Source organism: Bacteroidales bacterium, assembly GCA_031275285.1.
GTDB lineage: Bacteria > Bacteroidota > Bacteroidia > Bacteroidales > UBA4181 > JAIRLS01.
The window spans coordinates 1-22,805 of record JAISOY010000201.1 but is presented as its reverse complement, the minus strand read 5'-3'; the positions used below and the strand labels follow the sequence as shown (position 1 = coordinate 22,805).

General features: G+C 38.9%; 16 protein-coding genes and 1 pseudogene. 11 read left to right on the top strand and 6 right to left on the bottom strand.

Annotation, left to right across the window (positions count from 1 at the left end; genetic code table 11):
• Positions 1 to 509: 509 nt before the first annotated feature.
• Positions 510 to 1,053, bottom strand: a pseudogene (locus LBQ60_19565) (ORF6N domain-containing protein).
• A gap of 518 nt (positions 1,054 to 1,571) precedes the next feature.
• Here LBQ60_19565 and LBQ60_19560 point away from each other — a divergent pair.
• From LBQ60_19560 to htpG, 4 genes are all read left to right on the top strand, one after another.
• Positions 1,572 to 2,615 carry a histidine kinase gene (locus tag LBQ60_19560; protein ID MDR2040127.1) on the top strand — a complete coding sequence of 348 codons (1,044 nt, stop codon included), beginning with the start codon at positions 1,572 to 1,574 and terminating at the stop codon, positions 2,613 to 2,615.
• 11 nt (positions 2,616 to 2,626) lie between these two features.
• Positions 2,627 to 3,388, top strand: coding sequence for a LytTR family DNA-binding domain-containing protein (locus LBQ60_19555; protein ID MDR2040126.1), 762 nt, complete (start codon positions 2,627 to 2,629; stop codon positions 3,386 to 3,388).
• 230 nt (positions 3,389 to 3,618) lie between these two features.
• Positions 3,619 to 4,734, top strand: coding sequence for a glycoside hydrolase family 5 protein (locus tag LBQ60_19550; GenBank protein ID MDR2040125.1), 1,116 nt, complete (start codon positions 3,619 to 3,621; stop codon positions 4,732 to 4,734).
• 163 nt (positions 4,735 to 4,897) lie between these two features.
• A complete protein-coding gene (htpG, locus tag LBQ60_19545) occupies positions 4,898 to 6,937 on the top strand; it encodes a molecular chaperone HtpG (GenBank protein MDR2040124.1) in 2,040 nt (679 codons plus the stop codon).
• A gap of 120 nt (positions 6,938 to 7,057) precedes the next feature.
• On the opposite strand, the gene LBQ60_19540 is transcribed toward htpG, so the two are convergent.
• The 3 genes from LBQ60_19540 to LBQ60_19530 all read right to left on the bottom strand — a co-directional run bounded on the left by LBQ60_19540 (position 7,058) and on the right by LBQ60_19530 (position 11,246).
• Positions 7,058 to 8,329 carry a hypothetical protein gene (locus LBQ60_19540; protein ID MDR2040123.1) on the bottom strand — a complete coding sequence of 424 codons (1,272 nt, stop codon included), beginning with the start codon at positions 8,327 to 8,329 and terminating at the stop codon, positions 7,058 to 7,060.
• Positions 8,316 to 9,668 (bottom strand): DUF4270 domain-containing protein, encoded by a 1,353-nt coding sequence (locus LBQ60_19535; GenBank protein ID MDR2040122.1) that lies wholly within the window; start codon positions 9,666 to 9,668, stop codon positions 8,316 to 8,318. The genes LBQ60_19540 and LBQ60_19535 overlap by 14 nt, the downstream gene beginning before the upstream one ends.
• Positions 9,669 to 9,836: 168 nt before the next feature.
• Complete coding sequence (locus tag LBQ60_19530; protein MDR2040121.1) at positions 9,837 to 11,246, bottom strand: hypothetical protein; 1,410 nt, start codon at positions 11,244 to 11,246, stop codon at positions 9,837 to 9,839.
• A gap of 256 nt (positions 11,247 to 11,502) precedes the next feature.
• Here LBQ60_19530 and LBQ60_19525 point away from each other — a divergent pair, with 256 nt between their 5' ends.
• Positions 11,503 to 12,666: a hypothetical protein gene (locus LBQ60_19525; GenBank protein ID MDR2040120.1), complete on the top strand. Its 1,164-nt coding sequence runs from the start codon at positions 11,503 to 11,505 to the stop codon at positions 12,664 to 12,666.
• Between the two features lie 79 nt (positions 12,667 to 12,745).
• Entirely contained in the window at positions 12,746 to 14,092 is a 1,347-nt protein-coding gene (locus LBQ60_19520) for a dihydroorotase (protein ID MDR2040119.1), read from the top strand.
• Positions 14,093 to 14,163: 71 nt separating this feature from the next.
• On the opposite strand, the gene LBQ60_19515 is transcribed toward LBQ60_19520, so the two are convergent.
• Together LBQ60_19515 and LBQ60_19510 are read right to left on the bottom strand one after the other, a co-directional pair.
• Positions 14,164 to 14,544, bottom strand: coding sequence for a DUF1987 domain-containing protein (locus tag LBQ60_19515; protein MDR2040118.1), 381 nt, complete (start codon positions 14,542 to 14,544; stop codon positions 14,164 to 14,166).
• A gap of 46 nt (positions 14,545 to 14,590) precedes the next feature.
• Positions 14,591 to 15,136: a SiaB family protein kinase gene (locus LBQ60_19510; GenBank protein MDR2040117.1), complete on the bottom strand. Its 546-nt coding sequence runs from the start codon at positions 15,134 to 15,136 to the stop codon at positions 14,591 to 14,593.
• A gap of 575 nt (positions 15,137 to 15,711) precedes the next feature.
• Between LBQ60_19510 and LBQ60_19505 the strand changes: the two genes are divergently transcribed.
• The 5 genes from LBQ60_19505 to dapB all read left to right on the top strand — a co-directional run.
• Entirely contained in the window at positions 15,712 to 18,756 is a 3,045-nt protein-coding gene (locus LBQ60_19505; GenBank protein ID MDR2040116.1) for an ATP-binding cassette domain-containing protein, read from the top strand.
• A gap of 184 nt (positions 18,757 to 18,940) precedes the next feature.
• Entirely contained in the window at positions 18,941 to 19,690 is a 750-nt protein-coding gene (locus tag LBQ60_19500; GenBank protein MDR2040115.1) for a hypothetical protein, read from the top strand.
• A 73-nt stretch (positions 19,691 to 19,763) separates the two neighbouring features.
• Complete coding sequence (locus LBQ60_19495) at positions 19,764 to 20,210, top strand: hypothetical protein (protein MDR2040114.1); 447 nt, start codon at positions 19,764 to 19,766, stop codon at positions 20,208 to 20,210.
• A 112-nt stretch (positions 20,211 to 20,322) separates the two neighbouring features.
• Positions 20,323 to 22,086, top strand: a complete 1,764-nt coding sequence (gene sppA, locus LBQ60_19490) for a signal peptide peptidase SppA (protein MDR2040113.1) — start codon at positions 20,323 to 20,325, stop codon at positions 22,084 to 22,086.
• Positions 22,087 to 22,095: 9 nt separating this feature from the next.
• A partial coding sequence (gene dapB, locus LBQ60_19485; GenBank protein MDR2040112.1) for a 4-hydroxy-tetrahydrodipicolinate reductase occupies positions 22,096 to 22,805 on the top strand: 710 nt, incomplete at its 3' end.

The following is a 22,805-nucleotide window of genomic DNA, read 5'->3' as shown; positions in this document are numbered from 1 at the left end:
TACCTTGGTCAGTCTGTTAATTCCTTCTTTTTTACAACAAAAGTAAGGGATTAACATCGCTTTTATTTTTATAACGCAAACTAAGGGCTCCGCTTAGTTCGGTCACGAGACCGGCTTTGCCTAAGTTGACACCGCAAAAAGAATCAAAAACGGCTTGGCGCTAAGAACTCGGTTACTCCCTCCAGTCGTCGAGGGCTTCGCCGTTCACCTGACGGCTTTGCTCAAACAGCTTAGCGCCAGTAAGGAGCCTGCGGCAATTATTTACGTGCAAAATTATCCGGCCACATTGTGCACAGATAGTGATATTGTGCTTATTTTGTGTAAATTAACCTTTGTCTTTAGGCCGAACTCAGGTTAATTTAAGGTTTTACATCCCGGATTTTTGGGATTTTATTCATTCAAAATTTCGGGTATCTCCTCATTAGGGGAAGAAATACGTTTGAAAAGGATAATTAATGAGTGTCATGTTAATAGGCTGTCGGAGTATCGGAGGGTCTTTCGCCGGGAAACTATCTCTTAAATCCTATCGGGTTTCTCGGTTTATTTTCCAGTCTTTTGAGTTCTGACATTTCGGAAAGAGCGATATAAATGTCCTCAAATTATTCCGTGTGCCCTCACTTAAATCGTTGATGTCTTTTAGGAGTTCTTCGTTTGCTTCTTCCAATGTCTTTATCCGTTCCTCAATGCTTTTGGATTGTATCGGATAAATCGCGTTCCTGATTGCTACAAATGTAAGCATAATACTTATATTTACCTCTATTGCTATATCGCTATTAAGCAAACCGGATAACATAGCTACACCCTTTCGGTAAATACTAAAGGTAATTTACGTGTACCTCCCCAATTTGATGTCACAATTTGTGATTTCAAGTCTTGAAATGTTTCTTTTGTAAGTTGAAACATAAAATCCGGAGGGAATCGTTTTATATTCCTTCTTACCGATTGATTCAATACCCGCGTTTCCACTCTATACATTTCTGCAAGGTCAAAATCCAGCATCACCCGAAAACCCCGAATCTCATAAATCTTATTTTGAATTACTTGTAATTCCATACTCTTTGGTTAATAGCAGATGCAAATATAAAATATTCTGTAAATGTAAATAAAAAGGGTGTATCAATATCTTAGTTTGACACACCCTTCTGGGGGAGGAGCGAACTCCTTTCGGAGAATCCCTCCATATGTGTACGAAAACGAAACAATCACAGGATCATTTCGCTTTCGGAGGTGTCGGGGGAAAATGGCCCCGACAATGCAAAAGTAGCAAAATAAAGGAGATGTAAGCCTTTTTTAAATAGTCCGTACTTGCGCCTGTTCTAAGGTGGAAATACTTTCTAAAAGTAAATGGAATAATTTTTACCGGGTAAAAACCGGATCTTCTTACTAACAGGGCAAACAAATATCCATCATTTCCTGATTGAGTTTTATTTTCCGGTAGCAATATTTTACATTTCGGCTATAATTATCGGAATTTTAGTAGCCGGATGAGCAGCTTTCGCCATTTTAAATGTAAGTTTGCCTTTAGATAGAGCGTTGTTAGACCGAAAAATAAATTTTAAAAAGGAAGTGAAATGAAGTATAAATTCAACCCTTACAGCAGCAAAAATGCACTATACATATCGCTGGCTATCTGCCTTTTTTATTATCTATTGATAGCAACTACAGCGGCTCTTAATTACCAAACCAGATCGGGAGTACCCTCAACCAGTATCATTTCCGATACCATCATTTCCTACGTAGGAAGCGTCATTCTGGTGTTCCTGCAATTCAAATTCAGCTTTTGGGTAGTACAAAAAAATATGGAGCCCTATAAAAAGCACCTTGCTATACTTGTGGGATTGTTCCTGATCACTCCGCCCCTGAGCTTCTTTTTTTCTTATCTGTACGACTTATTGTTGTCCAATCCTACTATGTATCTGGGAAATGTAATATACAAAAAACTGATGCAGGACTTTATATATGCTTTTGTCGTATTTTTGATCACTCTCTCCATATTCACCATCCTCAGAGGACAGAAATTCGAAGCGGAAAGTATGCGTAACCGATTTGAAGCATTGAAAAATCAGCTCGACCCGCATTTCCTGTTCAATTCGTTAAATACGCTTGACGGATTGATCGGCTATGATGATGATAAAGCCCATGATTATTTGCAGAATCTTTCGTTGACATTCAGGCTCATTCTCCAAAATAAAGAATTGGTGGAACTGGATGAAGAACTCAAATTAGTTGAAGCCTATGCTCATTTAATGAAAATCCGTTACGGGGACAGTTTCATATTGAAATACAAAATCGAGGATAAATACCGTTCCTACCTGATATTACAGGTAAGCATGCAATTACTGATAGAAAATGCAGTAAAACACAACGCCATAAATGATAAATATCCTTTATACCTTTCTATCGAAACCACTAAAGATGGTACTGTTAAAGTGAAAAACAACAAGAGTCCCAAACTGGAACCTGAGTCAGGAACAGGCATCGGGTTATCCAATTTATCGGAGCGATATATGTTGATGTTCGGTAAAAACATAAAAACAGAGGATAGTGAGGACGTTTTTTCGGTCGAAATACCATTGATAGAACAACTGGAAGAAACAACAATTCTCAATGCTTAATTTCTAAAAATATGAAGGCAGTAATTGTAGAAGATGAAATTATCGCAGCGCAAAACCTGCAAAGATTGATTCAACAGGTCGACAATAGTATTGAAATTGTAGCCGTACTTAAAAGTGTTGAAGAATGTATTGAATGGTTTACATTCCAGCCGATGCCCGATCTGGTATTTATGGATATTCACCTATCAGACGGTTCTTCGTTCTCTATTTTCAGTAAAACAAGTATCGGATGTCCCATTATTTTTACTACCGCTTATGACCAGTATGCGTTAAACGCTTTTGAGGTAAACAGCATTGATTACTTACTAAAACCCATCAATAAAAAAGATCTGGAAAGGGCAATCACGAAATACAGGAATCTGAGTACATCGAAAAATCTTGATAGTGAAATGCTGGCCGAACTTGCTGATATGATCAAAAACAAAAAGAGCGGCTATAAATCGCGTTTTCTGATACCCTATAAAGATAAATTCCTTACACTGGATATTTCTGAAATTGCTTATATTTATTCTGAGAATAAAACGGCACGTATGGTATCAATGAACGATAAAGCGTATCAGATGAACTCTTCTCTGGATGAAGTATTCAAGCAACTCGACCCTTTGCTTTTCTTCCGTGCCAACCGCCAGTTTATCATTTCCCGCAATGTGGTAAAAGATATTTTCAGTTGGTTCGACGGCAAATTATATATCACCCTGTCTGTCCCTACTCCTGAAAAAATAATCATCAGCCGTGCCCGCGTTCAGGATTTTAAAGCCTGGTACACCGATTAATGGCTATAAATTTCGTCCTCAAAAAGAATACAACAGGAAAGATACCTTACTTTTGTTTTTTTGCTATTAAATAATGTAAAACAATTAATGGGATACTTTCTGAGCGTAATCCGTTTTATCAATGCGACTTAAAAAATAATACGTAGCACTGAGTGCTTAAATAATAAGAAGAATTGATCTGATAGGGAAAATAATATACCTTTACATCAAGTCTCAATAATTAAGATCAAATGGAAAATAGATATTCCACAAACGCTAAAGGTTTTTTCATTCTGTTTTTGCTGTTACCATTTTTCTCTTTCGGAAGCGCAAAAGAGAAACAGGCATTTAAGATAGAGAATGGTGTAAATATCAGTCATTGGTTGTCCCAGAGTGCTGCACGCGGGGAAAAACGTGCCCAATACTTTACCCGTGATGATGTGAAATTTATCCGGTCATTAGGATTCGACCATATACGTATCCCTATCGATGAAGAACAAATGTTCCGGGAAGACGGGGAAAAAGAGCAGGAGGCATTTTTTCTGCTGCATCATGCCATCGAATGGTGTCGTGAATTCGATTTACATGTTGTGGTGGATTTGCACATTCTTCGTTCCCATTATTTCAACAGTCAGGAAAAGCCGTTATTCACGGATGAAAAAGCACAGGAAAGTTTTTATGAATGCTGGCGGCAACTGAGCCGTGAATTGAAGAAATATCCCAATTCTATGGTGGCTTATGAGTTGATGAACGAGCCTGTAGCCGATGATCCGGAGGTCTGGAATATGATAGCGAATCGTTGTGCAGCCGTTATCAGGGAACTGGAGCCGGAACGGACGCTGATTATCGGTTCAAATCGATGGCAGGGATATGAAACTGTAAAAGATTTACGTGTTCCTGAAAATGATCCTCATATCATCATCAGTTTTCATTATTATAATCCGTTTTTGTTGACACATTACAAAGCTTCCTGGACAGACATTAAGGATTATAACGGGCCTGTTCATTATCCGGGTGCCTTGATTGCAGCGGATGACTTAACCGGTTTGCCGGAATCACTAAGTAAAAAGTATCAATGGTGGAGTACCCGGATATACGACATTCATAAAATAGAGTCTGATTTTAAAGAAGTGCTGGCTGTTGCCGGATCGAAAGGGCTGAAAGTATATTGCGGCGAATATGGTTGTATATCTGCTGCACCGGCAGAGGATAAGTACCGTTGGTTCACGGATATGTCTACGCTCTTCAAACGCTACGGTATTGCCCGTGCCGTATGGGATTATAAGGGAGGTTTCGGTATTGTGGAAAAAGGATCGCCTCAGTGGCCGGTGATTGAAGCATTAACCGGAACAAAAATGAAAGAATAACCCTGAATCATACCGGCTGGATATGTTACCGGAATAATCGGTTGTGACAATTTGACATTTACAAGGCCGGGGTTATACAAAATGACATGACAATGCCTTTTGGCATGTGCTTTGTTTCTTTTGACTCAGAAAACATCTGTTAAATCATTAAAATCTAAAATATATGCAAAAAGGATCTATAGGCGTAACTACGGAAAATATTTTTCCTATCATTAAAAAATTTCTGTATTCAGACCATGAAATTTTTCTGAGGGAATTAGTTTCTAATGCCATTGATGCCACACAAAAACTAAAAACGCTCTCTAAAAGCGGTGATTTTAAGGGTGAATTGGGCGATATGACCATACGGGTCTCTATTGAGAAAGGAAAACTGATCATCGCTGACCGGGGGATTGGAATGACTGCCGAAGAGATGGATAAATACCTGAATCAAATAGCCTTCTCAAGTGCTGATGAGTTCATCAAAAAATATAAAAACCAGACCATTATAGGCCATTTCGGTTTGGGTTTTTATTCCGCATTTATGGTAGCCAAGAAGGTAGAAGTACGTTCATTGTCTTATCAGGAAGGAGCAAAAGCAGTAAAATGGGTCTGTGACGGAAGCCCTGAATATAAAATGGAGGATATTGAGAAGGAATCGCGCGGAACCGAAATTATCCTGCATATTGATGATGAGTCGAAGGAATTCCTCGAAGAATCCAGGATAAATGACCTGTTACGTAAGTATTGCCGTTTTCTGCCGGTAGAAATTGCCTTTGGTAAGGTAAAGGAATGGAAAGACGGAAAACAGGTAGAAACGGATAAAGACAACATCGTCAATAATACCAACCCTGCCTGGACACGTAAACCATCGGAACTGACAGATGAGGACTATATGGCATTTTACCGCGACCTGTACCCGATGCAGGACGACCCGATGTTTTATATCCATTTGAATGTGGATTATCCGTTTAATCTTACCGGTATTTTATATTTCCCAAAAATCAAAAGCAATATAGAGTTCCAGAAAAATAAAATACAATTGTATTCCAATCAGGTGTATGTAACAGATTCGGTAGAAGGAATCGTCCCTGATTTCCTCACTTTATTACATGGGGTACTGGACTCTCCCGACATTCCCCTGAATGTATCCCGCAGTTATCTGCAGAGTGATTCGAATGTGAAGAAGATATCTGCCCATATCACGAAAAAAGTATCCGACCGGTTGGAAGAGATATTCAAAAAGGACCGTACCGGATTTGAACAGAAATGGGATAACCTGAAGCTCTTTATTGAATATGGAATAATTACCGAAGAGAAATTTGCTGAAAGGGCTGAGAAATTTACGTTGCTGAAAAATACCGATAACAAATACTTTACTCTTGAAGAGTACGATCAGTTAATTAAAGGTAATCAAACAGATAAGAATAAGAAAGTTGTATACCTGTATGCCACTGATGTGGATGCTCAATATAGCTTTATTGAAGCAGCGAAAGCTAAGGGATATGATGTCCTGAATCTTGACGGACAACTCGACCTGCATTTTATCAATCACCTGGAGAGTAAAAAAACCGATATTCATTTCGCCCGTGTCGATTCCGATGTAATAGACCGGTTGATCCAGAAAGAAGACCAGTTGCAGACCAACCTGCCTAAAGAACAACAGGATGATATGCGTGATGTTTTTGATATCCTGTTGCCTAAAACCGGAAATTTCTTTGTGTCTTATGAAAGCATGGGTGAGCAGGCGCAACCGATGGTGATCACTCAATCGGAATTCATGCGGCGTATGAAAGATATGTCGGCAATGGGCGGTGGTGGAATGAATTTTTACGGGTCGATGCCGGATAGTTATAACCTTGTGGTGAATACTGATCATCCGCTCGTCAAAAAAGTGATCGATGAAAAAGATACAGACATGGCGGAGGAACTTAAGAAGTTCCAGAAAGAACTGGCGCCGGTTGAAAAAGAATTGACTACCCTGAATGAATCATTGAAAGACAAGAAAGAAGAAGAAATAGATCAGTCCCAGAAGGATCTGCGTGCCGATCTGCAGAAAAAAGAACAAGAAATCCGCAATAGTAAGAAAACGGTGCTGAATACCTATGGGAAAGACAATGTTCTTGCCCGCCAGTTGGTCGACCTGGCTTTACTGGCCAATAATATGCTGAAAGGCGAAGATCTGAACAAGTTTATTCGCCGGAGTGTGGATATGATAAGATAGGATCGAAACGAGTATATCTAAAAAAGAAGAGCCGGACTTTTATCCGGCTCTTCTTTTTTAGTGGATCGTATAAAAATTATTATCTTAATCTGGTTGTAAAAACTCGAATAAGTACTGTGATTAATCGTATTTCTGCTTTGCAAACCATAATTCAATCAGAGACATATTAATGGAAAGTAAAGCGTATGATTCGGTGATTCCCCCTCTTTCCCAGGTTCCTGACTGGCCAAGGTTTAAAGAAACATTTACATATGAACGGTTTCTAAAGGGCAGTCCGACTCCCATGGAAACAGAATAATCCTTCAGTTGATGCCCGTTAACCGACATGTATGATTCCTGATAACAAGCGCCTATCTGATAGTGCATAAGTTGCAGGTAATTATTCGGGCGTTTTTTGTTGGGGGTGATCTGGAATCCGATATTGTACATCCGGCTGTCTTCATATCTCAGGCTCTCATAACTCCATTTATTATCTGCAGACCAGTTTTGCTGGTAATAATCTGCTGCAAACAACCATTCGGAATTTTTCCGGTTACGCAATAAGGAGAACCCTACCCCGAATGATTCCGGAAGGTATGTTTTATGGTCCGGCTTAACCCTTTTGTCTGAGTTGATCGTGATATCCTGGTAAAGATGAAAGTCAGATTTGTAGCCATATACCCCACCCACGGTGAGTTGGAGGTTATCACCCAAAGGATCGCCAAAAAGATAAGAATACTGCATCCCGAAATCAAAATTCAGCTTATTGGCGGTCATTGTTTCTTTGATTCTTATAGAACTTGCCGATTCTTCATGGACAATGCTCCCGAAGAAATAAGATGCTGTGACCCCAAGTGAAAGTCCTTTGATTAATTCAACGGAATTTCCCCAATAAAATTTGTTGACACCTCCGCTTCCTGTAAAGGTAGTGGTGACAAAAACAGTGGGTAAAGTGCCGTCAACAGCCTGGTACCGCTTATTTTTATAGCCGACATTTGAATATGGACATAAGCCGACGCTGGTGGTCCATATTTTGGCCGGTCGGAATCCAACGGCCAGGTTTTTAAAATTAAAATTGGTGGCATGTTCATTTCTGGATGCCACAGAAAATTCTGAAAACTTAACAGCACCTGAAATATCAAGAATGAAAGTAAGGGTGTCTATGCCACTTAATCCCGCAGGATTACGTTTATTTAAAAAATTGGTTGATTTTACGCCTATTCCGACATCACCGGTGCCGGTTGTAATTCCATAGCTACGTAGTTCAATTTCGCCGAGGCCGAAAACCGTAAAAGGTGAACTCGTATTATTCTGGGCAAAAACATGGATACCTGTTGCTACACATAGTATGAAAATAATAACTAACTGCCGGAAATAACCCTGGATATGATGTCTTCTATTATTGATATTCATTATATATACTGTAAGTTATTTCTAATGAAATCTGATTTTCTTTGCTTTGTCCATCGTTTTTATAGAAAAAATGCTGGTCTCCGAAAATGAATCTTTGAAATTTTGAAGAAGCTACATCTGGTACATCTAGACTCAGGGCATATTTATAGTATCCGTCTTTACCTACCTGATCATAAATAAAACTCGAAAGATCAAAATCATAATAATAATTTTCCCGGTCAAATTTATTTTTCCCGGACAGGTTTCCGTTCATGGTACTACCTCCCGCATCCTGAAGTGCAGTGGTATTTCTGGAATCATTTAACGGATCATGGAGGTATAAAAACAATTGCGGTGGCAACGGCACTGTATCGTAGGTATTGTACACCGGGCGAATGATCAGCTTTGCGCTTTCTATAACGATAATTTCCCCTAAGGGTAACAGATTGTTCAGGGAAGGAAATTCGATCCGGGTATAAAGTAGAGGAGCGCTGGAAACAAATCCCATATTCCCGGTTTGGGAAGTGGGGATAGGATCATCCTTCGAATTATCCGGCAGATTGTTTTTCAGACTGGTACGATAATTATAAAAATGCTTGCTAGTATTGGCCGTAAAATTCATGGTATCTGCTTCCAATTCATTATTTCCTGTCCTGCGATAATAAATACGGACCATACAGGCTGTATCAGTGACTAAATAATTATAGATACTGGTACCCGGATTATTTCCCGGTTCCAGGGCCAATCCGGGAAATGTCTCCAGATAATTTTCCGGATCCATTTCTATAGCGTCATCGCGGATTCCCAGAAATAATTTTTCGCCGAATGCATCAGGTAAACGGATCTCCACTTCTTTCTTGTTGGCCACATTTATTTTATAGACCTTGTCCACCAGCATATTTCCCACAGGGACGGATGATGTAGAATATAAGGCTTTGTTTTCGTCGTCATATTCAATTTTACTGATCAGTTCGGATATCTTTATTGATGGATGCGGAATGGTGTCGCCATAGTAATTCCCCGTTGGGGTCAGTACCAGTGTAACAGAATCAAACCGGTCATATTCGCCGGGTTTTGGATATTGACCACTCGGATTGAACTTGGAAAATTCAATAAAACTACTGGCTGTGGAAACACCGATATACGGATCATTGTACCTACCTACATAAGCAACATTTTGGCTGGATGTAATAATAGAATCCTTAGCTAAAACAGACAATTTAAGTGAAAATGTATCTGTTTTAATGGTCCGGGTGCTTGGTGTAAATAAGGTGGATCCAATATCGAAATCGTTATTTGTACAAGAACACAATAAAGTGAACAGACTTATATTGAGAAGAATAAATACTTTTTTTATCATATAATCCAATATCCGAATTAAAACAATGTGTTATGTAATTAACGCTTGATGTCCTATTTTATTTTTTGCCTGTCAAAAATATCTCTACTTCGACAGGGACCAGGTCAGAAAAACAATCCGCAAAGCTAAATAAAATTTATCACATTTCAGTTCCTTTTCATCCTTTTGCTATCTGCGGGGAGTGATATACATATTTTGCCGGGCGGGGGTCCTGTCGGCAGATGATCCGATGATTTTCACATTTTTGATGTTTTTTTGTGTCCTTCTTTCAGTTCCGGCAATCCGGTCAAGGGCTGCCCCTAGCATCAGTTCATCTGTATCTCCCAAAGGTTTGAGTGTAAGGTTTTCTATTTCGCTTACTTCTATATCAGGTGAAAATCCGTTCCCATAACCGGAATCTTCCCGGGCATTGGCGAATTTTGCAATGATCGGTAGTATGATCCATTTATTGGTTTGTTGCTTGATCGGATCCTCTTCGTAAAAAGGAACTGATCCTACATTTTTTCCGTATGTCTGGTTGCCGATAATCACCACATCCATATACGGTTTTAGCCCATTGATCAGTAATTCACTGGCAGATGCCGTCCTTCGGGATACGATCACATGTAGCCGGTCAAGTCCGAGTTGGTTGATCGGTACAACTTCCGTCAGGAAGTCGCCTTCATACTTTTCTATCCGATCTATGAAACGAGTGATGTTATAGCCTGTTCCGTAGTAGTTCTGGTAATAAGCATGAAGATCATCATTGTATTGGTCGATACTGAATACGTCGTTGGTAGTACATTTTGAAACCATACTTGCCAGAGCGATTGAAGTAACGACGGCTCCTCCTCCATTATAGCGCAAATCAATGATCAGGTCGTTGATACCCTCTGATTTGAATTTTCCGAAAAGATCATTTAACTCTTTTTCAAAAGCAATGCCGGAATCAACATTATCCCGTGCAAAGAAATTGTATACGAAATATCCTATTTTCCGGCCATTGATCTGATAGATCGTGTCCAGTAAGATGGGATTTTCTTTGTATTCCGTGACATCCAGCTGTATCGTCTCGCCTTCGGTAATTGTATTCCCTGAAATATTCACCTTACCCAGTGAATGCCTGAAAGCCGTTTCAGATAATAAATCCTCGTAATTATCTATAGTCATAGACTTGCCGTTAATTCTCATAAAAAAATCACCCCGTTTCAATGAACCGGAAGACTCGGCCGGGGAATTGGGTTTGATATATGTAACATAACCGATGATATCTACATCGTTAAGCAGTACGAGATTATAATCATATCCCGATTCGGTATTGACCCCTGATAAAGAATTCATGATATCCTCGAAATTATCATGTATCAGGGAAAACCGGTCCTCCGAAAATCGTAATTTTTCAAAATAATCGGAGGGATAGAGGTTTTTATCGGCATTAGGCATTTGTGTATTCCATAAATAATATAGATCCATATTACTCCGGACCCAATTGTTGATCCTGATATTTTCCGGATTACCGTCGTCTTTATTCCCACACCCCGGGATGATCACGGCAAACAATGATATTATTCCGATGATCAGCCCCTTATTCCTACACATGTATGACACCATAATCATTAATTTTTTGCCTCTTTATACACTACTATTCCATAATAAAACCGGTATAGCTTGGTTTTTACATGGAATAATTTCAATATTTTTATTGCGAAGTAAACGCATTTTATCGAATTAAAGTGTATTTTTGCGGAAATTCTTTTCAGGAGATCAGTATCAAAAAAATATCATTAGATATATATTTATACAATAAAGAATCAAAACATCCGTTCTAAGGAAGTAAATTATAATAATAATGTTGATGAAAACAAGCAAGTGGTTATATCTGTTGTTAGCAGTTGTATTTAGTGCGTGTAGTGGTAGCAGCGAAGATGAATATGTCGGGAACTGGGAGTATATCGGTGATTTCGCCGGTCCGGGTCGTGCTCATGCTGCTACGTTTGTCATAGATAATGTTGGCTATGTTTGTGCCGGAGACAATGGATATAAGACATCCCGGAGAGATTTGTGGAAGGTCGTGATCGATTCCAATGGAGAAGGTTCCTGGAGCAATACTACCGATTCCCTTCCTAAGGGAATGGAGCGTCAGCGTGCGGTAGGCTTCAGTGTTAACGGGAAAGGGTATGTCGGTACCGGTTGGGATGGTGACCAAAAAGTGATGAGGGATTTCTGGGAATATGATCCTGCCAAAAGCGGACAATTGAACCCGGATGGTACTTCTGCAGCCTGGCGTCAGGTCGCTCCGATGCCTGCCGAAAGAGGAGCAGTTGAACGTTATGATGCATTGTCTTTCGAATTAAACGGGGTCGTCTATGTGGGTACCGGATATACTGCCGGTGCAGACAAACAAAGTTTGCTGGATTTTTGGGAATTTGTTCCTCCGGCAGATGAAAACAGTCTTGGCGAATGGAAGGAGGCACCTTCTATCAAAGGAAGTAAAAGAAGAGGTGCGGTAGCTTTTGTGATCGATGGTTATGCTTATGTCTGTACAGGAGCCAATTCGGGTAATACCGGAGCTTATGACTTCTGGCGTTTTGATGGAACAGAATGGACACAACTGCGCAATATCATATCCTATGATGACGATGATGATTATGATGACAAATATGAAAGGAAAATGTTGAGACAAAGGGCTGTTGCATTTGTGATCAATAAGAAAGGATATATCGCTTTGGGTTCCGCAGTGAGTTCCGGAAGTCCTTATACTACATGGGAATATGAAACCCCTGTTTATTCAGATATAACATTAATTACCGGGGATATATGGACGCAGAAAACCTCATTTTTCAACAATTCGTACACCGGGAATAGGGACGGCGCTTTTGTGTTGTCTTTTCCGGGAAAAGGCAGAGGCGGGGAAGATCTGGTACTGATCGGATGCGGACAACAATCAAGTGCTTTCACGGAAGACATTTGGAGGTTCTATCCGGATGATGAAGACAATACCAAAGACGACAGATATTAATTAATATCTGTTAAAAAGATAAATAAAAAACATCTTTCTGTTTATTACGGGAAGATGTTTTTTTATAAAAACCAGCCATATGGAACCTCAACTGATCAGAAACGCAATCATTGTCAATGACGGGCAGCAGAAAAAAGGAAGTGTCTGGATCTCTGAAGGCCGGATCATGGAAGTTTTTTTTGAAAACATTCCTGAAAGTGTCTTATCGGGATCTGTGGTGGTTGATGCTTCCGGAAAGTACCTGCTTCCGGGTGTTATTGATGATCAGGTACATTTCAGGGAACCCGGCCTGACCCATAAAGGGGATATTTATACGGAAAGTAAGGCCGCAGTGGCAGGAGGGGTGACATCGTACATGGAAATGCCCAATACCATACCCCAGACGACTACACAGGACTTGCTTGCTGAAAAATTTGCATCCGCCCGGAACAGGTCCTTGGCCAATTATTCTTTCTACATCGGTGCGACCAACCAGAATATCGGGGAATTATTACAAACGGATTTCTCAAAGGTGTGTGGTGTAAAAGTATTTATGGGTTCTTCAACAGGTAATATGTTGGTAGATGATAAGGGTTGTCTGGAGGATATTTTCGGCAAGGTTCCGGGATTAATTGCTGTACATTGTGAAGATGAGGAAATCATAAAGAGAAATACCGAATTATTTCGTCGGAAATACGGCGAGGATGTACCTATTTCCTGCCATCCGCAGATACGGAGTGAGGAAGCTTGTTTCCGGTCGAGTTCAATGGCTGTAGCGTTAGCCAGGAAGCATAATACCCGTTTACACGTATTGCATCTTTCAACAGGGAAAGAATTACAATTATTTGATCATTCAATACCCTTAACAGAGAAACGGATAACAGCGGAGGTATGTGTGCATCATTTATGGTTCAATGATACTGATTACGATGAATATGGCACGTTAATCAAATGGAATCCGGCCATTAAATCGGCGAAAGACCAGGAAAACCTGTTCGGGGCCTTGTTGAACGGTTCTATTGATGTCGTGGCAACAGATCATGCACCCCATACCTGGGAAGAAAAACAGAATACCTATTTTAAAGCTCCTTCAGGTGGTCCTTTGGTTCAGCATTCGTTGACGGCAATGTTGGAATTTGTACATCGGAAGCGCATCTCTTTGGAGCAGGTGGTGGAAAAAATGTGCCACCATCCGGCCATCTTGTTCGGAATAAATGGAAGGGGATTTATCCGTAAAGGATATTGGGCGGATTTGGTTTTAGTAGATATGGATCACACATGGAAAGTTACTACTGAAAATATTTTGTATAAATGTAAATGGTCTCCTTTCACAGGACAGGAGTTTCGTTCTCTTGTATGCCAGACATGGGTAAACGGGAATCTGGTATATGATAATGGTAAGATTTATGAAGGGATATGCGGAAAAGAACTTGAATTTAATAGATGATTTTATAAAACACAAAACCAATCCGGATTATCATTAATCCGGATTGGTTTTGTGTTTTATAAAATCATTATCTATCCTACGACTTCAATCATTTTGAAAGGTATGCGGATGATGGACTCGTAATCTTGTCCGGCTTCCAGCATATCTTCATCATCTTCATCATAAAACCAGTTAATGGTTACACCCGAATTTGCCTTATGGATTGCTTCCAGTTTTTTAAATACATCCAGGATACACTTGGATGAACTGGTGTTGAAGTATTCCAGTTGGATGTTTACTTGTGTCTGGGGTTTAGCTTCTTTAGCATAAGTTTCAAGCCAGTCTACCAATGGTTTGTAAAATTCAATTGAATTTTCAGGGATCGAACGACCTTTGATTTCAACCAAACCTTTCGATGCATCGAACCGAACGGTAGGAGTTTTTGGGGTTCCTTCTATTGATAATGTGTCCATACTGTAAATTAATTTTATGCGATTTTAAACGAGTTTATGCGATTTTTTAAACGAGAATATCCAATCTGTAAAAGCTGTATGATTGATTATAAGGATAAAATTGATATTCCAGCTTGTTATCTGATTTTCTGGCAATGTCAATTAATCCAAGGCCTCCACCTCCTTTGGAGGACAATTTCTGGTAGTTGAGAATGAATTTATACATTTCTTTCAATTCTGTTGTCGACATTGAATTCAATTTGTCAATTTTTCCTGACAACAACTCGACTTTTTCATTGGTAATAAAATTACCTACAACCAACCTAAAGTTATCTCCTTGTTTTTTTACGACAATCATTCCATAACTTTTTCCCAGTATTGAGGCTAAATCTGCAGGAACCTCATCGGAATGGTGATATAAATTCTGAAGACATTCTACCATAATGTTATAGACCTTTTTCCGAATTTTAACATCAATTGGAGAATTTACCAGTTTTTTCTCCATTTCTTCCAATATGATATTAATTCGTTCCGAAGAAATTTCACCTTCAAAGGCAAAAAATGCATCAGTCCCGCAAATCTCAATAAACAACTGATTAACATCAAGGCTCATAAAGCTCTTATAATAAAGAGTGAGTTCTTAAATATTGACTACAAATATACATTATTTCTTGATAAAAGAACAAGTATTTAAAATCCTCACCGGTTTTAGTGTTTATACGGGAAAAATGATAAAGAGTTACAATTTCATATAAAAAACAATTACAGGTCGGATAAACTCATGAAATATCCATAAACATAGCGGTATACCCATCATCATGAACAAAATTGGACATTTAGTATCACTGAGCCGTTACCTTCGGTGAACCCTTTGGGTTTCGGGGTTCATATAACCATTGATAATAATTTTATACAGATGAAATATCCATGAACATTACTGTTCACCCAACGTAATGAACAAAATTGGATATTTAGTTCCACTGAGCCCTTCGGGGTTCATGTGACCATTGAAAATCAAATTTTATTCACATGAAACAACTCATAATCTGATGGTAAAAATGCTGCTTTAATAACCACGCGGTAAATAAATAAAATTTTGTATCATAAGTGTATTTTCTTCTTTAAATTTGTAGTCAATTATTAAAATAATCATCCCAGCTTCAGATAATAAATTGTGTGTCAAAGTAAATGAGTGAGGTAATTTTAAGGGCCCTGATGCAATTGTTTGCCTTAATCGTCCGGCAGGATGACGGGGTGTTGACCAGTGAACGGGATTATGTTGAAAGATTCCTTAACCAGCAATTGAATCAGGATGCTGCGGGTAAATACCTTGAATTATTTGATGAATATTCTACTCATGAGAATAAGAATATAAAGAACGAACCAACGCTCACCCCTGTGAGTGATTCCGTGCGGATACTCAAGATATGCCTGAAGATCAATGAGAGCTTGACACAAAAACAAAAGGTAGTAGTCCTGCTACGTTTGTTGGAACTTGTGAATGCACATCCGAAATCTACTTACCAGCGGATGTCTATTATAAAGACCGTTGCCGACGTATTTAAACTTCCCAAGGAAGAGTACCAGAGTATCTGGAATTTTGTCTGGACCCGTACTCCTGAGGGATATGACTTTAAGGATGTTTTAGTTATCTGCAGCGAACCGTTGGAATATGTAAATGCCAAGACTTTAAAAACTGAAGAACTTGATGGCTACATTGTTGTTTTAAAGGTCCGGAGTGTTGACTTGTATTTTTTACGGTATACGGGAAATGAGTCAATTTTTCTTAACGGACTGGAGTTAAATAACCGGCATATTTCTCTTTTTGCGAATGGCAGTACCATCAGGTTGTCTAAAAGTAAACCGATATATTTCAGTGATGTAGTGATGCACTTTGTGGCTGATACCATCACTGAAAAGATTTCTTTTGAAGTGGAAAATGTTGATTATCATTTTTCAGATGGTACGGTGGGATTGCATAATATCTCTTTTTCCGAAAATCATGGCAAGCTTATCGGAATTATGGGAGCCAGCGGATCAGGAAAGACCACCTTGCTGAATGTGTTATGTGGGTTAGAGAAGCCCTCGGGAGGAACTGTGTGCATTAATGGGATCGATCTACATGCTGAAAATGAGAAACTGGAAGGAGTGATCGGATACATCCCTCAGGATGACCTTTTGATAGAAGAATTGACTGTTTTTCAAAACCTTTACTATAACGCCAGGTTGTGTTTCCGTGATAAGACCAAGGTCGAATTAATGTACCTGGTTTCTAAGATCTTGAAAAATCTGGGGCTTTATGATAAAAAAGACTTGAAAGTAGGATCTTTCTTAAATAAAACGATCAGTGGAGGACAACGGAAACGTTTGAATATTGCTCTTGAATTATTGCGCGAACCTTCCATTCTTTTTGTGGATGAACCTACATCAGGCCTTTCTTCCAACGATTCCGAAAATGTGATGGACCTTTTAAGCGAGCTGGCTTTAAAAGGGAAACAGGTTTTCGTGGTTATTCACCAACCTTCATCAGACATTTACAAAATGTTTGATAAGATGCTCATCCTGGATACCGGAGGTTATATGATTTATTACGGGAATCCCATGGAGGCCATCATGTATTTTAAACGGGCCGGAGAGCAGATCAATAGTGATGTCGGAGAATGTTCTGTCTGTGGGAATGTGAATCCGGAATTAATCTTCAACATTATTGAGGAAAAAGTCCTGGACGAATTTGGCTATTACACGGATGAACGTAAAACCTCTCCTTCACAGTGGGAAGCGTTATATCATAAGGATATGAAGGCGGAATCCGGCCGTCATGTCAAGGAAAAACCGCCAAAATCCTTGAACCTTCCCGGCTGGTTCAAACAATTACAGATATATACGATTCGTGATACGCTTACTAAGCTGAGTAACAGGCAATACATGTTACTTACTTTGTTGGAGGCTCCCATTTTGGGTTTTATCCTTGCTTATGCCATTCGTTATATTGCTGACCCTTTATCGGATAAATATATTTTCAGAGATAATGAGAACATACCGATTTTCATTTTTATGAGCCTCATTGTCGCATTGTTTTTAGGTTTGATTGTTAGTGCGGAAGAAATATTCCGCGACAGGAAGATTCTTAAGCGGGAATCATTTCTTCATCTTAGCAGATCCAGTTATCTTGTTTCAAAGGTTTTGATCTTAATTGTAATTTCAGCGTTACAGGCAATTCTTTTTGTGTTAATAGCCAACAGTATTCTGGAAATAAAAGATATGTATTTCTCCTACTGGCTTGTATTGTTTTCTACAGCAGTATATGCCAATATGCTGGGATTGATCATTTCATCATCTTTTAATTCGGTAGTAACGATCTATATCGTTATCCCATTGTTGATGATACCTATGATGGTACTTGGTGGAGCCATGTTTAGCTTTGATAAACTTAACCGGAATGTAGGAAGTATTAATAAAGTACCAATGGCTGCCGAATTTATGGTAACCCGTTGGTCTTATGAGGCTTTAATGGTACATCAGTTCAAAGACAACCGATTCGAGAAGTATTTTTACGATATAGAAAAAGAGGAAAACTTAGCTGACTTTAAATTGATATACCTTATTCCGGAATTGGAAGGGCGACATGTACAATGTTCAAATGAAATTGCAGAAACCGGACGTATCGAAAAGAATACACAAGCATTAACCGTCTTGTATAATGAGGTGAATAAAGAATTGTCATTCAATGCAGATGCCCGGTTCGATCTTTCTTTGCTGACCCCTGGGAGATTTGACCGGAATGCAGCAGATTTGTTGCGGGATTTTTTGGGAACAATGAATACCCGTTATGCGGATTTATTTGCCCGTGCTAATGCAAAAAAAGAGCGATTGATCGCCTATATGCTGGAAGAAGATGCATCGAAATATATATATATGAAAAATACTTATGAGAATGAGCGCCTGAATGAAATAGTAAAAAGGACATTTGAGAAGAATAAAATACTGGAATATAACGGTCAACTGGTACAGCAGATCGATCCGATCTATAAGGACCCTGAAACTATCGATTTTATAAATGCCCGGACACATTTTTTTGCTCCCCGGAAATATTTTGCAGGTTCTTTTTATGATACCTATTGGTTTAATGTTTGTATGATCTGGAGTTTTTCAGTCATATTGTACCTTCTATTGTATTTCGACATATTGAAAAAAACAATGATCTTATGCGGGCGGATAAGATTCTGTAAATAATTCCTAATTTTGCAGGAGAAATATGAGAATGATGACCAACAGAGTTTTACCTTTTTTTTTGATAGTTCTTTTTGTTATACAGGTGTCATGTACTTGCAATCGTACGGACAAATACACCGATTTCAACATTCCGGATTCCGTTCGGAATTTGTCGCCTGAAATATCAAATACTAATGTGCAGGATTTGGTGGATAATATCTCATCACCTATTGAAACTGCTTCTTTGATCAAAAGTTTAAATGTTCCTTTTTCCCAGAAGCATTTAGCTCCTACCAAAGATATATCCCGCTTTAACACCGGTCATTCAAAAGCATTTTATCTTGGAATCCTGGGCGCAGATCTTGGATATCTGAATATGTACGGTAAGACCGGGCTGATTATGAATTACATCACATCCATGAAAAGCCTGGCTGAAGATATAAATATCGGACAGTTTTTCGACTATTCTACTTTGAAACGTTTATCCACCAACAATAAGAATATTGATTCATTAATTTATATTTCGCAGCAGAGTTTTAATAAAATGGACCGGCATCTGCAACGTACCAACCGGGGGAATTTGAGCGCTTTAATGATTTGTGGGGTTTGGGTAGAAGCATTTTACTTAACGTGCCAATTCTATAAAGAACATTCTGAGCCCCGATTGGCTGAGAGTATCGGAGAAAATAAGGTTTTGTTTGATGAATTGATGAAGTTGCTCAAAAATTATCAAAGTGAAAAATATGTCGCTGACCTGATAGCCGAATTAATGCCTTTTCAGGAATTATATGATAATATGACACTGACCATAAAAGAGGGAGAACCGTTAACGATGGAAGAAAACGGTACCCTGACTTTTGTTCAGACTGAAACCAGTACAGTGCATTATACCGACAAACAAATGACCCAGATTTTGTCATTGGCTGAAACCATAAGGAATAAGCTGATTCAATAGTAGTTAGATTTTTTGATATCTTTTTGAAATAGTATTATAAAAATGTATTATTTTTGAGATAATTTTTCGTTCAATGAAAAACCTATTATTGCTATTGTTTTTATTGTCTGCGATCCTTTTTTCGCACCAACAGGCTAATGCACAAACAGAGGCTCAGAAAATCGATTTGTGTATTAAGGCTGCAGGTGATGTCAAATATGTTGCCGATTTTCCTGTTCAATTATCGGGGACCAGGTCGGGAGAACGAATTCCTCAATTCAGGAAAGCCATTGCCCTGAGGAAAGGAAACAGGTATCGTTTTACGATTTGTACTGATGAATTGTCTCTGGGTGAAGGAGTTTTAAGGTTATTTGATGAAAACCGGTTAATGGGCACATCTTACGATCCTAAAACCGGAAAAGAATACCGAAGTTTTGATTTTGATTGCCATAAAACAGGAGCATATATTTTATTCATTTCATTTAAGGACGGCAAGGAGGGTTCCGCTGTCGGAATCGTTTCACACGTAAAAACCCTTTAGGTAATTCATCCATTTTTGAAATTTAACAAATCAGACAGGGATTTCTGTATCAGGAAATGTCAGGCATTGTATTTTGATTCTTTTTTGAATATCATTTAAAATAATTTTACATATGGCTAAATTTTTTAAATATCTTTTGGCATCGTTTCTTGGTTGTATTGTAGCTCTTTTTATAATGTTTTCCATTATGATGGGAATATTTAGCGCTATGGCATCTTTTGGCAATAAGCCAGTGGCTGTAAAAGAAAATACGATACTGAGAATCGACCTGGATACCAAAATCGTTGAGCGTTCTCCCCAAGGAACAATTCCATCGTTTGATTACCTGAACATGCAATCAAAACAAGTGATCGGATTGAATGATATTTTGATGAGTATCAGGAAAGCCAAAGAAGATCCTAAAATTAAAGGGATTTATTTGAATCTGACATATATCCCGGCAGGTATTGCCACTGTGGAAGAAATCCGGAATGCCCTGTTGGATTTTAAAGAATCCGGTAAATTTATTATAAGCTATAGTGATACTTATACTCAAAAAGCATATTATCTGGCCACCGTTTCCGATCAGATATATTTAAATCCGTTAGGGGATTTCATTTTCAAGGGGATGAGTTCCCAGATCACATTTTATAAGAAAGCTCTGGAGAAGCTGGATGTCGATGTGCAAATTATACGGCATGGTAAATTTAAAAGTGCTGTTGAACCGTTCATGATGGAAGGAATGAGTAAAGAGAATCGTGAGCAAACCATTTCTTATGTCGGATCCATATGGAATTCCTTGTTGAAAACTATTTCAGAATCCCGGAAATTGTCAGAAAGTCAGCTGAATGAGTGGATTGATAAACTGGAAGTGCATAATGCAACATCAGCTAAAGAAAAAGGATTGATAGATGGTGTCAGGTATTATGATGAAGTATTGGATGAACTAAAGGAGAAAAGCGGTGTTGAATCAGTGGAAAAATTGCAATTCATTTCTCTTTCAAAATATAGAAAGGCGTTTTCTGAAAAGAAACAGTCAAAATCCGGACAAAAGATTGCTGTAATCTATGCCGAAGGAGATATTGTCATGGGTAGCGGATCAAACGACATTACCTCAGAAGATTTTTCAAAGGCTATTCGTAAGGCCAGGAAAGATACTACAGTAAAAGCTATTGTTTTACGGATCAATTCCGGAGGGGGAAGCGCTTTAGCTTCTGATATAATCAGCCGTGAAGTTCAGTTAGCTTCCGGAATAAAACCTGTTATCGCCTCTTTTGGGGATGTTGCAGCATCCGGAGGATATTACATCGCAACACAGGCTGATATGATCATTGCAGATCCTACAACGATTACAGGCTCTATCGGTGTCTTCGGAATGGTGCCCAACCTGAAGGGGTTCATGAATAAAAAACTTGGACTTACATTTGATGAAGTCGTAACCAATAAACATGCTGATTTTGTTAATCCTATGCGTCCTCTTAGTGCGGAAGAACGTAATTTATTGCAATTAAGTGTAGAAGATATATATGATACTTTTATTACCCGTGTTTCGACAGGCAGAAATATGGAAAAAGATTCCGTTGATGCCATCGGGCAGGGTCGTGTATGGGATGCCGTTGCAGCGAAGCGTTTAGGTCTGATAGATGATTTCGGAGGGATATCGGATGCTATACGTATGGCTGCTGAAAAAGCGGGAATATCCGATTATACGGTCAAAGAACTTCCTGAACAATCCAATCCGTTAGCATCCCTTTTATCCAGTTTGAGTGAAGAAATGCGTATGCGAACTGTACAAAAGGAATTAGGAGAGTATTATAAACACTATCATCAGTTAAAATATTTGATACATTCCCAGGGCGTACAAGCCAGGATGCCTTATGAAATAGAACTTTATTAAATATAGTATATGGACGTTGCATTAATAGGATATGGAAAAATGGGTAAGGCTATAGAAGCTATTGCTCTTGAGCGTGGTCATCGGGTCGTTTTGGCGATAGATGTTGATAATTTGGATCAATTTACCCGGGAAAACATGCAGAAAGCTCAGGTAGCCATTGAATTTACGAATCCTCTTACCGCATATGATAATATTACCCGTTGTCTTGAATATGATATCCCTGTTGTTTCAGGATCAACCGGCTGGTACAACCGGTTGAACGATGCAAAGCAATTGTGTACGGAACGTAACGGTTCTATGTTATGTACGTCGAATTTTAGCCTTGGGGTGAATATCTTCTTTGAACTCAATCGTGTTCTTGCCAGAATGATGAGCAAATTTCCCTCATATAAACCGGAAATAGAGGAAATACACCATACCCAAAAATTAGATGCACCCAGTGGTACTGCTATTACCCTGGCAGAAGGAATAATGGATGAAATATCCGATATAAAGAAATGGGAACTTGATGGAGAAGGTGAAGACATCCTTTCTATCCATGCGATCCGGAAAGATAGTGTTCCGGGAACGCATACGGTAAAATATGCTTCAGATGTTGATGATATAGAGATTACCCATACGGCACATTCCCGTAAAGGACTTGCGTTTGGAGCCGTTCTTGCAGCCGAGTTTATCCACGATAAAAAAGGGATTTTCACCATGAAAGATCTCTTTAATAT